Genomic DNA, 14,336 nt, shown 5'->3' with positions numbered 1-14,336 from the left:
TGTTCGGTCCTGGCGTAGCCGATCCGCCTTCGCACGGCTGGGATGTGGCTATTGTCGTCTTATGGCTGCTCCCACGACTGCTCGCACCGGACATGTCATCGGCGGCGAGGTGATCGACGAGGCAGGCGCGCGCATCGACGTGGTGAACCCGGCGACCGAGGAGGTCATCGGGTCGGTTCCGGCGGGGATCGCGGCGGACGTGGATGCCGCGGTCGCCGCCGCCCGGGAGGCGTTCGCGTCCTGGTCGGCGACCCCTGTCGCGGAGCGGACCGCGGTGGTGCGGCGGATCTCGGCGGGCGTCGCGGCGCGGCGCGAGGAGCTCGCGGCCACCATCACCGCGGAGATGGGCTCGCCGATCACGTTCTCCCGCAAGGTGCAGGCGAGCCTGCCGGCGGCCACTTCCGGCGGGCTGGCCGGCGTGCTCGAGGGCGGCTACTCGTTCAGCGAGGAGGTCGGCAACTCGCTGGTGCTGCGCGAGCCGATCGGGGTGGTCGGCTGCATCACGCCGTGGAACTACCCGCTGCACCAGATCGCCAACAAGGTGGTGCCGGCGCTGGCCGCGGGTTGCACGGTGGTGCTCAAGCCGAGCGAGGTGGCGCCGCTCAACGCCAACCTGTTCCTGGAGATCCTGGCCGAGGCCGGGGTGCCGGCGGGTGTGGTGAACCTGGTGCACGGCCTCGGTCCGGTGGTCGGCGAGGCGATCGCGGCGCATCCGGGCGTGGACATGGTCTCGTTCACCGGGTCCACCCAGGCGGGGCGGCGGGTGTCCGCGGTGGCCGCCGAGACGGTCAAGCGGGTGGCGCTGGAACTCGGCGGGAAGTCCGCGAACGTCGTACTGGACGACGCCGACCTGACCAAGGCCGTGAAGATCGGCTTGGCGAACGCGTTCATCAACGGCGGGCAGACCTGCACGGCCTGGACGCGCATGCTGGTGCCGGCGGCCCGGCACGACGAGGCGGCCGAGCTGGCCGCGGCCGCCGCCGCGAAGTACACCGTCGGTGACCCGACCGACGAGGCCACCCGGATCGGGCCGATGTCCTCCGCCGCTCAGCACGAGCGGGTGTACGGCTACCTGCGCCAGGGGGTCGAGGAGGGGGCGAGCGTGGCGTTCGGCGGCCCGGACACCCCGGGGCTGCCGGATCGGGGCGCGTACGTGCCGCCGACCGTGTTCGCCGGCGTCCGCCCGGAGATGGTCGTCGCCCAGGAGGAGATCTTCGGGCCGGTGCTGTCGATCCTCCCGTACGGCGACGAGGACGAGGCGGCGGAGATCGCCAACTCGACGATCTACGGGCTGGCCGGCGCGGTGTTCTCCGCGGACACCGACCGGGCGGTCGAGTTCGCCAAGCGGATGCGCACCGGCCAGGTCGACGTCAACGGCGGCGCGTTCAACCCGGTGGCGCCGTTCGGCGGCTACAAGCAGTCCGGCAACGGCCGCGAGCTGGGCCGCTACGGGCTGGAGGAGTTCACCGAGCTCAAGTCAATCCAGCGTTGACGTACCGCGCGGCCAGCTCACCCCGCTGAGCGATCACGTATGCCTGGTCGACCGGATTTCCGTGACCGGGCCCGATGCTCCTGCGCGTTGGTGGCGATCTCCCTGGCACACCGCGGGTGTGACCAGACCGGGCACGGCGTGAACGCCGCCGTGCCGAAGAAGTGGTCCCCGTGCGCGTGCGTGATCATGAGCGTCCGCGGCAGCGGGGTCACCTCGCGGACGGCCGCGCCGTGCACCCCGTCGCCGACCTCGATCCAGCGCGTCATGGGTCCGTCCTACCAGCCCACGGCTCGAACACGCCGTCCACGAGGATCGGGACGACATTGCTGATGTCGACATCGCCGGCCAGCTCGACGTCGACCGGTACACCGGCGTGGGCCAGCTCGCGGCCGGAGACGCAGTTGGTCAGCAGATCGCGGAGCCGGTCCCGGGCCGCGGCGTAGGTCAGCGCGGCGAGCTCGGTCTCGGGGGAGCGGTTCCGGTCGCCGATCGCCTCGACGATCGCGCCGGCGCCGAGCAACTCCTCCAGCGACGGCCGCAGCCCGCGCTCCCCGGTGTCGTGCCAGCGCTCGCCGGCCGGCACCACGCCGATGACCCCGTCCCCGGCCAACTCGCGGGCCGCCTTGCCGACGGCCGTGGCGTTGCGCAGGCAGCCGGCCAGCACGGTCGCCCCGCTGCCGGCGGCCCGCACGCACAGCGTGGCCCCGTTGGGCGAGGCGACCGCAAGGAGCGTCCCGGCCGGCAGCTCCACCAGCGACGACGGCCGCAACGTCCAGATGTTGACATCCGGGGTTACGTCGAAGCCCTCGGCGGTGCGCCGCAGCCCGGACCGGGTGACCACGGCACCCGCCCGCCGGGCCCGCTCGTCGGCCTCCGCGTCCCGCCACGGCAGTGGCATCACCCGCCCGCCGCGGCCCAGCGCCACGTCCACGGAGGTGGTGAACACGAGCACGTCGATGATGATCACCACGGCGCAGTGCGGGGCCAGCGAGCGCACCCCGTCCGGCCCCCATTCCAGGCGAACCGAGTACCCGTCCTGCTGGTAAACCGTCACCGGCTACCCTCCCAGCCGTGCGTGTGTATCTGGGAGCCGACCATGCCGGCTTCGAGCTGAAAGCTCACCTGATTAACCACCTCACGGGCGCCGGCCACGAGGTGGTCGACGTCGGCGCCCACGAGTACGACCCGCAGGACGACTACCCGCCGTTCTGCATCGAGACGGCCCGTCGGGTGGTCGCCGAGCCGGGCAGCCTGGGCATCGTGATCGGCGGCTCCGGCAACGGTGAGCAGATCGCGGCGAACAAGGTCGCCGGCTGCCGCGCCGCGCTCACCTGGAGCGTCGAGACGGCGACCCTGGCCAGGGAGCACAACGACGCCCAGGTCGCCGGCGTCGGCGCGCGCATGCACACGGCCGAGGAGGCGACGGCCATCGTGGAGGCGTTCCTGGCCACCCCGTTCTCCGGCGGCGAGCGGCACGCGCGGCGGATCGCCCTGCTCGCCGACTACGAGCGCACCGGCGAACTGCCCGCCTGACGACCGTGCCGGAAGGACACACGCTGCACCGCCTGGCCCGGCGGCACCAACGCTGCTTCGCCGGTGCGCCGGTGCGGATCTCCAGTCCCCAAGGCAGGTTCGCCGCCGCGGCGTCCCTTGTGGACGGTCGGGTGCTGCGCACGGCCGAGGCACACGGCAAGCATCTGTTCCACCGCTACGGCCCGGACGCCGTCGTGCACGTCCATCTCGGCCTGTACGGCACGTTCGCCGAGTACCCGCTCCCCGAGCAGCCGCCGGTCGGCCAGGTGCGGATGCGGATGGTCGGCGGCACGCACTGGACCGACCTCCGCGGACCGGCCGCCTGCGAACTGCTCACCGAAGCCGACGTGACGGCCCTGCGTGCCCGCCTCGGCCCGGACCCGTTGCGCAAGGACGCCGACCCGGAGCGCGCCTGGACCCGGATCTCCCGCTCCCGCGTCCCGATCGCCGCGCTCCTCATGGATCAGGCCGTGCTGGCCGGCATCGGCAACGTCTACCGCGCCGAAGTCCTGTTCCGCCACCAGGTTCCGCCACTGCGGCCGGGCCGCACCCTCGACCATCCGCTGTGGACGGACATGTGGCTGGATCTGGTAACCCTGATGCGCCAAGGAGTCCGCCGCGGCCGCATCGACACCGTCCGCGACGAGCACCTGCCCGAGGTCACCGGCCGCGCCCCCCGCCAGGACCGCCACGGCGGCGAGGTCTACGTCTACCGCCGCGCCGGCCAACCCTGCCTCATCTGCGGCACCGAAATCGCCACCCAACTGCTCGCCGGCCGCAAGCTCTACTGGTGCCCCACCTGCCAACCCTGACCCGCGAGTTCGACGCTCCGGCAACCGAGTTCGACGCTCGAGCAAGTGAGTCGTACGCCCAGGCAAGTGAGTCGTACGCTCCGGCGGCCGGAGCGCCGGGGTCAGAAGTCTCCGCCGCCGAAATCGCCGCCGCCGAAGTCTCCGAAACCGCCGAAGTCCCCGCCGCCGCCATAGTCCCCGCCGCCGAAGTCGCTCCCGTAGTCCCCGCCTGCGTCGCCGTAGTCGCCACCACCGTCCCCGCCCCCGTCGCCGAAGTCCCCCCCGGACTCGAGCGCGTCGGCCTGACCGGCGTCGTAGCCGGACTCCCACGCGTTGGCGCTGGCGATGCCGTCCATGCCGGAGAACATCGCGCCGAACAGCAGCACCGACCCCAGCCCCCAGGCGCCACCGATCAACGCCGGCTTCCACCAGGGCTCGCTGTACCAGCCCTGCGGCACCGGACGACCGGCCACCCGGCCGCCCGGGTAGTAGTGCGGCGTACGGGATCCCGGCTCGGGGGAGGCCTCGTAGTAGTGCCCCTCGACGTCCACCCGCCGGTCCTCGGTGACCCGCCCGGCACGCCGCGCCTCGGGGTCCTCGGGCAGTTCGGGGCCGGGGTCGAGGCCCATGGCGGTGCGCGCCGCGCGCACGTAGTACAGGCCCTCCATGGCGGTCTTGGTGACCAGCCGGGCCTGCTCAGCGGTGCGGGTCTGCTCCATCTGCGAACCGGCCGCGGTGTATCGCTCGGCCGCGTCCGCCAGCGCCTGCTTGGCCGCCTCGTTCGTACCCGTCAGGTTCATCACCTGGCCGCCGAGCCGCTCCACCCAGCGCCGGGCGTCCGCCTTGGCGTCCTCAAGCTGGTGTGCCCGCGCGGCCGCACGGTTGCGGTTCAGCACGAGCGCGCCCGCGATGACGGCGAGGACCAGCACTATCACGATGATCGTCGCGGCCATGGAACCTCCTGGGTGGACACCGCCTCGTTGCCACAAACCGGACAACCTATCTTCGACAACGGGGACGCTACCGTGTCGGTTCCCGTGCGGCGCGACCACCGCTGCGTAACGGCCCGCGCACAGTACGCCGCATAACTGTGTTAACTCTGAGAAAACGCTGAGACGTAGCCAAAATCACCGCGCAAATAAGTCCCTTCACGACGGTGCCCACGGCTAACCTGACGGCAGGCGGGCCGGGGTAACGAGGGGAATCGTGACGTGAACGCGTTGATGAGTGGTGTCGGCAGATTGGCCAAGCTGCCGTCGAACCGGATAGGCAAATGGGCCGTGGTGGTGCTCTGGCTGGTCGCGTTCGCCGCGCTCTCGCCGCTGGCGAACAAGCTGACCAGCGTCGAGGACAACCAGATGCAGTCGTGGCTGCCGGGCGACGCCGAGTCCACCAAGGTACTGGAGGTCACCGAGCGGTTCCGGTCCAGCAACGAGATCCCGGCCATCGTGGTGTACGAGAAGCAGTCCGGCCTGAGCCAATCGGACCTCGGCACGATCGCCGAGCAGACCAGGAAGTTCGGCGACGTGGAGCGTGTCGACCGCGACGTGGTCGGCCCGATCCCGTCCGCCGAGCAACCGAACCCGCAGGCGGTGCAGGTCATCGTGCCGATCAACGCCGGCAAGGACGGCTGGGACAAGCTGCCCGGCATCGTCGACCAGCTGCGCGGCATCGCCACCGCGAACGACGGGATGTCCGTCTACGTCACCGGTCCCGCGGGCATGGGCGCCGACCAGGCCGAGGCGTTCGGCGGGATCGACGGCGCGCTCCTCTACGCCGCGCTGGCCGTGGTGATCGTCATACTCCTGATCACCTACCGCAGCCCCATCCTCTGGCTGCTGCCGGTGATCACGGTCGGCATCGCGCTGTTCGCCGCCCAGGGCGTGATCTACCTGCTGGCCAAGTACGCCGGCCTGACCGTGAACGGGCAGAGCGCCGGCATTCTCACCGTGCTGGTGTTCGGCGCCGGCACCGACTACGCGTTGCTGCTCGTCGCCCGATATCGGGAAGAGCTGCGCCGGCACGACGACCGGCACGAGGCCATGGCGTTCGCCTTGCACCGCGCCGGCCCGGCCATCTGGGCCAGCGCCGCCACGGTCATCGTCGGCATGGTGTGCCTGACGTTCGCCGACCTCAACTCCACGGCCGGGCTCGGCCCGGTGGCGGCCATCGGCGTCGGCGTGGCGCTGCTGGCCATGGTCACGTTGCTGCCGGCGCTGCTGGTGATCGTCGGACGGTGGATCTTCTGGCCGGTGCGGCCGGCGTTCGGCACCGCGGACCACACCGAGACCGGCTTCTGGTCCAAGGTCGGCGGCTTCATCGGGCGGCGCCCGCGGGTCACCTGGGTCGCCACCGCGCTGGTGCTCGGCGTGTTCGCGCTCGGCTCGCTGTCGCTGAAGGCCAGCGGGCTCACCAACGCCGGCTCGTTCACCGGTGACCCCAAGGAGTCGGTGATCGGCGAGCAGGTGCAGGCCCGGCACTTCCCGGCCGGCAGTGCCCAGCCGGTCGAGGTGGTGGCCAAGGCGGACCAGGCGGACCAGGTGCGTCAGGTGTTCGGGTCGGTGCCGGGCATCGTGCCGGGCTCGGTGAAGGACCCGGTGGTCAAGGACGGCTGGGCCTACCTGGAGGGCACCTCGACCGACGCGCCGGACAGCCCGGCCGCGGCGGACACGGTGGACCGGGTGCGCGCCGCGATCCACCAGGTGCCGGGCGCCGAGGCGAAGGCCGGCGGCATGGCCGGGATCCTGCACGACACGTCGGTGGCGAACACCCACGACCGCAACCTGATCATCCCGATCGTGCTCGTCGTGGTGTTCTTCATCCTGGCCGGCCTGCTCCGGGCGGTGGTGGCGCCGCTGATCCTGATGGCGACCGTGGTGCTGTCGTTCTTCTCCGCCCTCGGCATCAGTGCGTTCTTCTTCAACAACGTGTTCGGCTTCGAGGGCGCGGACGCGTCGTTCCCGCTGTTCGTGTTCGTGTTCCTGGTGTCGCTGGGCATCGACTACAACATCTTCCTGATGACCCGGGTGCACGAGGAGTCGAGGCAGTGGGGCACCCGGCGCGGCGCGCTGATCGGGTTGTCCGCCACCGGCGGTGTGATCACGTCGGCCGGGCTGGTGCTGGCCGGCACGTTCGCAGTGCTCGGCACGCTGCCGCTGACGTTCACCGCGGAGCTCGGGTTCGCCGTGGCGGTCGGCGTGATCATCGACACGATCATCGTCCGGGCCGTGCTGGTGACCTCGCTGACGCTCGACGTCGGGCGCTGGATGTGGTGGCCGCACAGGCTTTTCCGAAAGCATGACGTGGAACCGGAGGAAATTTCCGGTGCCGAGCCGACACATGCGCTGGTCGGAGAGTCGCGGACGGGCTGATTCCACCTCCGGAGAAAGGTGGAGTCCCGCTCCGGATGGACGTATCGTGTTCGCGTGGTAGCCAAGCGGAAGCATGATCGATGAGGGTCGACGTACCGGTCCTCCTGCGCGACGCCACCATCTCCGACGCGGCGTCCATTGGGGACGTGCACGCCGACGCGTGGCAGGTGGCCTACCGGGACCTGTTCGAACCGCTGTGGTTGGAACGGTTCGTGGCCAAGCGGCGCGAGCGGTGGGCGCGCCGCTTCGCCGAGCCGGACTTCGCCGCCACCCCGCTCCTGGTGGCGGTGCGCGGTGATCTTGTCTGCGCGTTCGCCTACTTTGGACCGCACGGCCGGACGGCTGAGCCGCCGGCCGTGCGGCCACCGTTCCGGCCACGTCTGGGCGAGGGCGAGATCTACGGCTTCTACGCGCATCCGTCCGTGTGGGGCACCGGCGTCGCGGGCACCCTGATGGACGGCACGTGGGACGCCCTGACCGACGCCGGGTACCGGCGCGTTCGCCTGTGGACACTCGCCGGCGCGAACCGGGCCCGCCGGTTCTACACCCGGTACGGCTTCGAGGAGAGCGGCAACCAACGGGAACGTGACTTCGGCGACGGCCGCCCGGTGCTCGAGGTGGAGTACACCCGGTCTACCCGGTGAGCGCGTCCCGAGGGTTGGCTCACCGCTTGTCCTTGTGCGCCTCGGCCAAGTGGTAGGCGACTTTGTCCGCGCCGACGAACTTGCCGAGCCGGGCGGCGGTCTGCGGAGCGAGGAGGGCGAGCGTGGCGCCGGCCCTGGTCGCCAGATCCGCCACGTCGATTTCGGCCTTGTTGTGCACCACGGCGCGCACCACGGCCGCCGCGACGTCCTCCGGGGTGCGCGGCTTCACCCCGGCGGGCAAGGTTGCGCCGCCGTCGTGGAACATGCCCGCCCCGGCGATCGGCCCGGGGTTGACGCAGCTGACCCCGACGCCGCGCGGCACCCAGTCGCTGCGCAGCGCCAACGCGAACCCGCGCAGCCCGAACTTCGTGGCGTTGTACAGCGACGTCACCGGCGTGGTGGTCTTGCCGGACAACGACGAGATGAACACGACATGGCCGTGGCCGCGCTCCAGCATGCGCTCACCGATGAGCCTGGTCAGCACGATGGGGGAGCGGAGGTTCACGTCCAGCACCCGGTCCAGCTGCTCGACGGTGTACTCCTCGAGCGGCCCGTTGCCGGGTACCCCGGCGTTGGCCACCAGGATGTCGACCTCCGCGCACGCCGCGGCCACCCGGTCCACATCGTCCGAAGTGGACAGATCGGCGACGAGCGCCGTGCCGTTGACGTCCTTGGCCAGCGGCTCCAACAGGTCCGCTCGGCGCCCGGTCAGCGTCAGCTCGCACCCCTCGGCGCGCAGGCGCCGGGCGATGGCCTGCCCGAGCCCACCGGTCGCCCCCGTCACCAGCACCGACTTCCCGCGAAGTTCCATGCGGTGCATGCTATCGGCCGGGCTCAGCGCACCGGTCGCGCCTCGAACGTGAAGCAGCCCGCCGTGGCGCTGCGCACGTGCAGGTACGCCACGTCCGGCTGGGCCAGGATGTGCCGGACGGCCGCGTCGTGGTCATCGTCCGGCCCCACGAACGTGATGTGGTCGTACGCCCGTGCCCCGCTGCGGTCGAACGGGTTCAGCATGCGCCGCCCGCCCCGCAACGCCTCCGGGTACAACTCGGGTGTCTCGTACCCGCCGCACTGTCCGAAGTGGACGAAAACCGGCCCGGCCTCCGACCACGGGCTCGGTTCGGTCCACGGCGTGTAGCAGATCAGCGCGATGTCCGCGCCCCGCTCCGCCATCGTGAGGCAGCAGCGCAACGGCTCCCACCCCTCGGCCGTCCGCCGTGCCCACTCGTTGCCGAACTCGTCGGCACCCCGCTCCCGCATGCGCCGCAGCCGCTCCGGATCAATCGCCAGATATCTCACGTCGCCCATGTCCCCAGCCTGCCCGTGCGGCCGGTCCCGTTCTGGCGGAAATCCGCCATTGCGTTGACCGGGTAGCATGATCGGCCGTGACCCTCGAGTTCCTGCTGACGTCGCTCATCGTGGTCGCCACACCGGGCACCGGCGTGCTCTACACGATGGCGGCCGGCCTGTCCCGCGGCGCCCGCGCCAGCGTCATCGCCGCTGTCGGCTGCACGCTCGGCATCCTGCCGCACATGATCGCCGCCAGCACCGGCCTCGCCGCGCTGCTGCACACCAGCGCCGTCGCGTTCCAGACCCTGAAGTACCTCGGTGTCGCGTACCTGCTCTACCTGGCCTGGACCATGCTGCGCGACAAGGGCACGCTCACCGTCGACCGCGACACCGCCCCGCGCTCCGCCGCCCGGGTCGTCGTGTCCGCCATCCTCATCAACATTCTCAACCCCAAGCTCACCATCTTCTTCTTCGCGTTCCTCCCACAGTTCGTGTCCACCACCGAACCCCGCGCGCTGCTCCGCATGATTGAGCTCAGCGCCGTGTTCATGCTGCTCACCCTCGTGGTATTCGTCGTCTACGGCTACTTCGCCGCCGCCATCCGAAACCACGTCATCTCCCGCCCCAGAATCCTGACCTGGATGCGCCGCACCTTCGCCGCCGCCTTCGTCGCCCTCGGCGCCCGCCTCGCGTTCACCAACAACTGACATGCATTTCCAGCACGCTCCCGAAGTCTGGCGCGACTTCCCCACCCTCGTCCCGGCCGCCCTCGTCATCGACGGCATCACCCCAGACGTCGCGATCGACGACCGGCTCACGCCGTTCTACGCCACCGCCGCCGCCCGCCTGGCCACCACATCCGAAGGCGCCCTCCCGGAAATCCAGGCCTGGCGCCGGACTTTCAGCGCCATGGGCCTCAAACCCACCCAATACCGCTGCGCCGCCGAATCCCTCCTCCGCCGGTTCAAGAAGGAAGGCACCCTCCCCACCATCCACCCCCTCGTCGACCTCTGCAACGCCGTCTCCCTCGCCTACGCCATCCCCATCGCCGTCTTCGACACCGCCCACGTCACCGATTTCCTCGAAGTCCGCCGCGCCACCGGCACCGAAACCCACTCAACCTTCACCGGCACCACCGAGCACCCTGCCCCCCAAGAAATCATTTTCGCCGACGCCGCCAACCACGCCCACGCCCGCCGCTGGAGCCACCGCCAAAGCGCCCACTCCACCATCCGCCCCACCACCACCACCGCCCTCATCGTCGCCGAAGCCCTCCACCCCACCGCCCGCACCGACATCGAGCATCTGACCGACGCGCTCGCCACGACCTGGCCGCGCCCACCCCGCTCGGCGATCCTGACCGAATCCAGTCCCCGCTTCGACTTCTGACCAACTTCTTGGCACACCCTCAGCGCCCTCACAGCCTTTGTCCGTAGCTGTGGTAGCCAGCACCCTTGTCCAAACAGGGTGGCGTTCGCTGAGGGGGCGGCCGCCATGCGCGAGCGACACGATGAGCCGACCCAGCCCGTCGACGCCACGCACAACGAGCTCAGCGGTGCCGCCCGAACCGCCGCCCAAGCCGGCATCGTCTACGGCGGAATCCACCTGTATCACCCGCCGCAGACCCGGGCGAACCGCTGGCTGAGCGTGACCTGTGCCGTCCTGACCGCGATCAGCGGCATCGCGATCTCCGCCCTGATCCGGCTCCCATCGGCCGGCAACCCGGTCGCCGGCTCACCGGTTCCGGAAAGGGAGATCCTCCACATCCCGCCGATGCTGACCGTTCCCCCGCGCATCGATAACGCAACCCGCGAACTTCGGATGAACATCCCCGAACCCGTCTACCTGCGATCCCTCCAGGTATTTCCCTGCGAAAGCGACATGTACGCCCGCGTGAACATCTTCTCCCTGGAGATCGGCAGGCGTCCGACCGAGCTGTCCGTCGTCGCCCATAAATATGCGGAGCGGCTGATCAAACAATTCTGGGAAGGCCGGGTTGCCATCCAGTACTGGCCGTTTCGCAGGGTCCGCCGGGCGTCGGTCAGCGGTAGCACCTACGACGGCATCCAGATAGAGGCGACCATCCGGGCGAGATCTCCGCTGATGTGCGGAAGCCGCTTCGGCGTTCTGAAAGGTCTGGTGCTCGATCACGGAAACACCTACTACCTGGTCTTCGTGCTGGCCAGCCTCGACGGCGACACCGACGACGCGCCCGTCCCCACCGAAGGAGAAATAGAGTTCCTCGTGGCCAGCATCCGACCGGTCATGTGATCGCGGCCCCGGCACGGGGAGGTGCCGGGGCCGCGGGGGTGCGCTAAGCGACGGCGCAGGGGTTTCCGGTGGGAGTACCGGGTTTGCCCTCCACGTTCGCCTTGGACTCACCGAGCACGAGGTCGGTGAGCACCGTGTCCAGCACGACGGCCTGCTGGGTCACGCTGGTACCGGTCGTGACGGTGCGGTTGAGGCTCAGCGAGCCGATCAGCAGCGGGATGGTCAGCGGCGCGCTGCCGACCGTGATGGAGACACCGTTGATCTTCAGGCTGGCGATCGTGGACGAGCCGCTGAACTCCGGTCTCAGGCCGGTCGGCCCGGCCACGCAGCGGGCGGTCGCGGTGGACCTGATCACCCCGATCTCGATGTTCACCAGCGTCGCCGTCACCCGGGTGGAGTCCACCTGGGCCGTGGCGGTGGCGCTGTCCCCGGCGGCGGGCGGGACGCCGGTGAGGCTGTCCGGTGTCTGGTCGGTCCGGGCGTCCAGCACGTTGGCCCGCACCGACAGGATCCCGGCGTTGAGGTTGATGTTCGCCACGTTGGCGTGGTCGTCGACGCACGGCACGTCCGGCGGGTTCGCCCGGGCCACGATGATGCCGGCCAGGTTGAGCGCGGTCGCCTGGCAGGAGAACACGCCGGTGCGTTCCGCGGTCTTGATCCGCAGGTCGGACAGCACCGGGCTGGTGCCGCTGGGGCTGGCCCGCAACGTCGCCCGGGCCTCGATGAAGCGCCCGGTCAACGAGAACAGCGTGCCGTTGCCGACCGGCGTGAACGGCTGGCCGGCCAGCGCCGCCTCGGTGTCGGCCACCCGGGCCTCGACCGTGATGCTCGTGCCGGGCGGCACCCTGCCCTGCGGCTCGGTGTTCCAGGTGATGGTGCCCCAGGTCTGCCCGGCGCTGCCGCCGTCCTGGACGACCGACCAGGTGCCGACCGGCGCGGTGATCTCGCCGAGCACCGAACCGGTCATGTCGCTGTAGTTGTATGGGAACGCGCCTGCGCCCAGGTCGACGGTCAGATCGACCGCGCCGACCGGGAAGCCGCCGCCACCGATCGGCCCGGCATTCGGGTCGATCCGCATCGCGTTGCTGGTGTTGAGGTTCGCGACCCAGATCTTCCCGTTGCTGTCCACCGCGACGCCGGTCGGTCCCGCGCCGCCGGGCAGCGGCACGTTGCCGACGAACGTGCCGTCGGTCCGGACATGCCCGACCGTGGTCTGCGGCCCGAGGATCGAGTGCGCCACCCACACGTTGTGGTTGCGGTCCACCGCGACACCCTGGGCGAACTGGTTGCCGTGCGGGTAGGAGTTGAGCACCGTCCCGCCGGGGTCGAGCTCCATCACCAGGCCGCGGTCGACCGTGGTGTGCCAGACGTGGTTGGTGTTCGGATCCAGGCCGAGCCCGTAGTCACCGTGACTGGTGTCGAGGCAGGCACCGGTGCCCGCGCTCGGCACGTAGCGCAGCAGATTGTTGCCGAACCGGGCCGACCACAGCGTGCCGGCCTGGTCGATCAGGCCGCCGTAGCCACCGCATCCGAGGTTGACCACCGGACCGAACGTCGCCCCGGTCATCCCGGAGACCTGCTGGTGCTCGTTGTCCGCGCCGCCGGTCCAGATGTCGTTGTTGGTGTCCACGGCCACCGTGCGGGTGTTGGTGCCGGGCACCCTGGTGTAGTTGATCAGGCACTCGTCGGCCGCGGTGTCCACCCCGCCGTCGTTGTCCACCCCGCCGGCGTTGGTCCACGGCCGGATGTCGGTCAATCCGCGCGAGGTGGCGACTAGCCCGTCACCGTTGCGGTCGACACAGGTGTTGTAGGCGAACGGCCCGGCCAGGAAGTCGCCGCTGGAGTTGGCGCTGCCGTCCGCGTTCACCCGGGTCCCGCCGACCACCACACCGATCCTGGTGACCGAGCCGTCCGGGTTGCCGTCGCCGTTGTAGTCCTGCGACTCGTCCCGGTTGGACAACCACGTGTTGCCGAGCCGGTCCACGGTCGTCCGCGACGGGTTGCGGAACCGCCCGTCCGGCGCCGACCACCATTCACCGATGATCGCCCCGGTATCGACGTCGATGCGCACCATCGTGCCGCGGCCGGAGTTCGCAATGTTGACATACGGAAAGAACACACTCCGCCGGTCCAACTGCAACTGGTTGTTGTTCGGCGCATTGTGGTTGACGTCCTGCAACACACCTTGATCAAAATCGGCGTCCAACGTGTACAACACGTTCGTCCCGCCGACCACCGCCACAGCCGGTGTCCCGACCGTGACCAGCGCTCCCGGCAGCAACACCGCCGCCAGCACCGCAACCCACCGTGCAGGTCTTCGTGTCAAATATGTTCGGGCACGCATAATCTTTCCTTCCCCGGCGGCCTTCGTGGCACTACCGAGCAGGAGTAGTCAAAATCCGGACATTGCTCCCGGGAAGGTGGATAGGGCCCAACCATGGGTCGCACCCAGTACCGAATCCGTTACCCCAACCACCCAATTCCCCCACGCGGGTGAGAGCCCCAATTGACAAATTTGCCCGCCACAATTTGCCCAGAATCACGTTCCGTACCGTGAACCGCGTCAACGTGAGCGGGTGACGGGAATCGAACCCGCATGGCCAGCTTGAAAGAGCGAGCGGCCGGCTCCCGCGCGCCCTGCCCTCGATCTGGGCACGCAGGGTGTCCGCGCTGCCCGCTGTTGACCCTGGTTGACCGCCCTAATGGCCCGTCAATGGCCCGCCGCGCTGGCCGTCGTTCCAGCTCAAAGCAGTTCCAGAACGCGAGCTGATTCGGACCGGGGTCTCGCCCTGCTGCCTCGCATCTGCCCTCCTGTACCGGTGAGCCGACAAGATCGAAAGTAAGGTTCTGCCGGCTCAGTCGCCGCCCGTCACCCTCGCCCTTGCCGCAGTTAGCACCGGGACGTCGGGGTCAAGGGTGGCCGAAGGCCATCGCGCAGCGACGC

Annotated in this window: 14 protein-coding genes; 8 read left to right on the top strand and 6 right to left on the bottom strand. The window is 70.0% G+C overall.

All coding sequences use genetic code 11. The annotated features are described in order from the left end of the window. Window positions 1–61: 61 nt before the first annotated feature. Window positions 62–1,492, top strand: a complete 1,431-nt coding sequence (locus VGR06_RS31740) for an aldehyde dehydrogenase family protein (RefSeq protein WP_327562859.1) — start codon at window positions 62–64, stop codon at window positions 1,490–1,492. 17 nt (window positions 1,493–1,509) lie between these two features. Here the strand turns inward: VGR06_RS31740 and VGR06_RS31735 are convergent, their stop codons facing one another. Both VGR06_RS31735 and VGR06_RS31730 read right to left on the bottom strand, forming a co-directional pair. Beyond that, a complete protein-coding gene (locus VGR06_RS31735) occupies window positions 1,510–1,758 on the bottom strand; it encodes a hypothetical protein (protein WP_414637377.1) in 249 nt (82 codons plus the stop codon). Further along, entirely contained in the window at window positions 1,755–2,546 is a 792-nt protein-coding gene (locus tag VGR06_RS31730) for a 2-phosphosulfolactate phosphatase (RefSeq protein WP_327562858.1), read from the bottom strand. Before VGR06_RS31730 ends, VGR06_RS31735 begins: the two co-directional genes overlap by 4 nt. A 17-nt stretch (window positions 2,547–2,563) precedes the next feature. Between VGR06_RS31730 and VGR06_RS31725 the strand changes: the two genes are divergently transcribed. Both VGR06_RS31725 and VGR06_RS31720 read left to right on the top strand, forming a co-directional pair. Beyond that, on the top strand, window positions 2,564–3,025 hold the full coding sequence (locus VGR06_RS31725; RefSeq protein ID WP_327562857.1) for a ribose-5-phosphate isomerase: 462 nt from the start codon (window positions 2,564–2,566) through the stop codon (window positions 3,023–3,025). Between the two features lie 5 nt (window positions 3,026–3,030). Beyond that, window positions 3,031–3,837: an Fpg/Nei family DNA glycosylase gene (locus VGR06_RS31720; protein ID WP_327562856.1), complete on the top strand. Its 807-nt coding sequence runs from the start codon at window positions 3,031–3,033 to the stop codon at window positions 3,835–3,837. Window positions 3,838–3,938: 101 nt separating this feature from the next. Here VGR06_RS31720 and VGR06_RS31715 read toward each other — a convergent pair whose 3' ends face one another. Then, window positions 3,939–4,769 carry a hypothetical protein gene (locus VGR06_RS31715; RefSeq protein WP_327562855.1) on the bottom strand — a complete coding sequence of 277 codons (831 nt, stop codon included), beginning with the start codon at window positions 4,767–4,769 and terminating at the stop codon, window positions 3,939–3,941. Between the two features lie 258 nt (window positions 4,770–5,027). Between VGR06_RS31715 and VGR06_RS31710 the strand changes: the two genes are divergently transcribed. Continuing rightward, window positions 5,028–7,187, top strand: a complete 2,160-nt coding sequence (locus tag VGR06_RS31710; RefSeq protein WP_327562854.1) for an MMPL family transporter — start codon at window positions 5,028–5,030, stop codon at window positions 7,185–7,187. Between the two features lie 80 nt (window positions 7,188–7,267). After that, window positions 7,268–7,831, top strand: coding sequence for a GNAT family N-acetyltransferase (locus VGR06_RS31705; RefSeq protein ID WP_327562853.1), 564 nt, complete (start codon window positions 7,268–7,270; stop codon window positions 7,829–7,831). Between the two features lie 19 nt (window positions 7,832–7,850). Here VGR06_RS31705 and VGR06_RS31700 read toward each other — a convergent pair whose 3' ends face one another. Then, a complete protein-coding gene (locus tag VGR06_RS31700; protein WP_327562852.1) occupies window positions 7,851–8,642 on the bottom strand; it encodes an SDR family oxidoreductase in 792 nt (263 codons plus the stop codon). A 23-nt stretch (window positions 8,643–8,665) separates the two neighbouring features. Then, window positions 8,666–9,139, bottom strand: coding sequence for a DUF1203 domain-containing protein (locus VGR06_RS31695; protein WP_327562851.1), 474 nt, complete (start codon window positions 9,137–9,139; stop codon window positions 8,666–8,668). A gap of 77 nt (window positions 9,140–9,216) precedes the next feature. On the opposite strand from VGR06_RS31695, the gene VGR06_RS31690 reads away from it, so the two are divergent. The 3 genes from VGR06_RS31690 to VGR06_RS31680 all read left to right on the top strand — a co-directional run bounded on the left by VGR06_RS31690 (window position 9,217) and on the right by VGR06_RS31680 (window position 11,392). After that, window positions 9,217–9,828, top strand: a complete 612-nt coding sequence (locus VGR06_RS31690; RefSeq protein ID WP_327562850.1) for a LysE family translocator — start codon at window positions 9,217–9,219, stop codon at window positions 9,826–9,828. Between the two features lies 1 nt (window position 9,829). Continuing rightward, a complete protein-coding gene (locus tag VGR06_RS31685) occupies window positions 9,830–10,510 on the top strand; it encodes a B3/B4 domain-containing protein (protein ID WP_327562849.1) in 681 nt (226 codons plus the stop codon). Between the two features lie 105 nt (window positions 10,511–10,615). Further along, on the top strand, window positions 10,616–11,392 hold the full coding sequence (locus VGR06_RS31680) for a hypothetical protein (RefSeq protein WP_327562848.1): 777 nt from the start codon (window positions 10,616–10,618) through the stop codon (window positions 11,390–11,392). 43 nt (window positions 11,393–11,435) lie between these two features. Here VGR06_RS31680 and VGR06_RS31675 read toward each other — a convergent pair whose 3' ends face one another. Further along, window positions 11,436–13,688, bottom strand: coding sequence for a hypothetical protein (locus VGR06_RS31675; protein ID WP_327562847.1), 2,253 nt, complete (start codon window positions 13,686–13,688; stop codon window positions 11,436–11,438). Window positions 13,689–14,336: the final 648 nt, after the last annotated feature.

The sequence above is a fragment of the Actinophytocola sp. genome (genome assembly GCF_036002505.1).
Lineage (GTDB): Bacteria > Actinomycetota > Actinomycetes > Mycobacteriales > Pseudonocardiaceae > DASYTH01.
The sequence above is the reverse complement of the archived record's forward strand: the minus strand, read 5'-3'. Positions and strand labels throughout refer to the sequence as shown.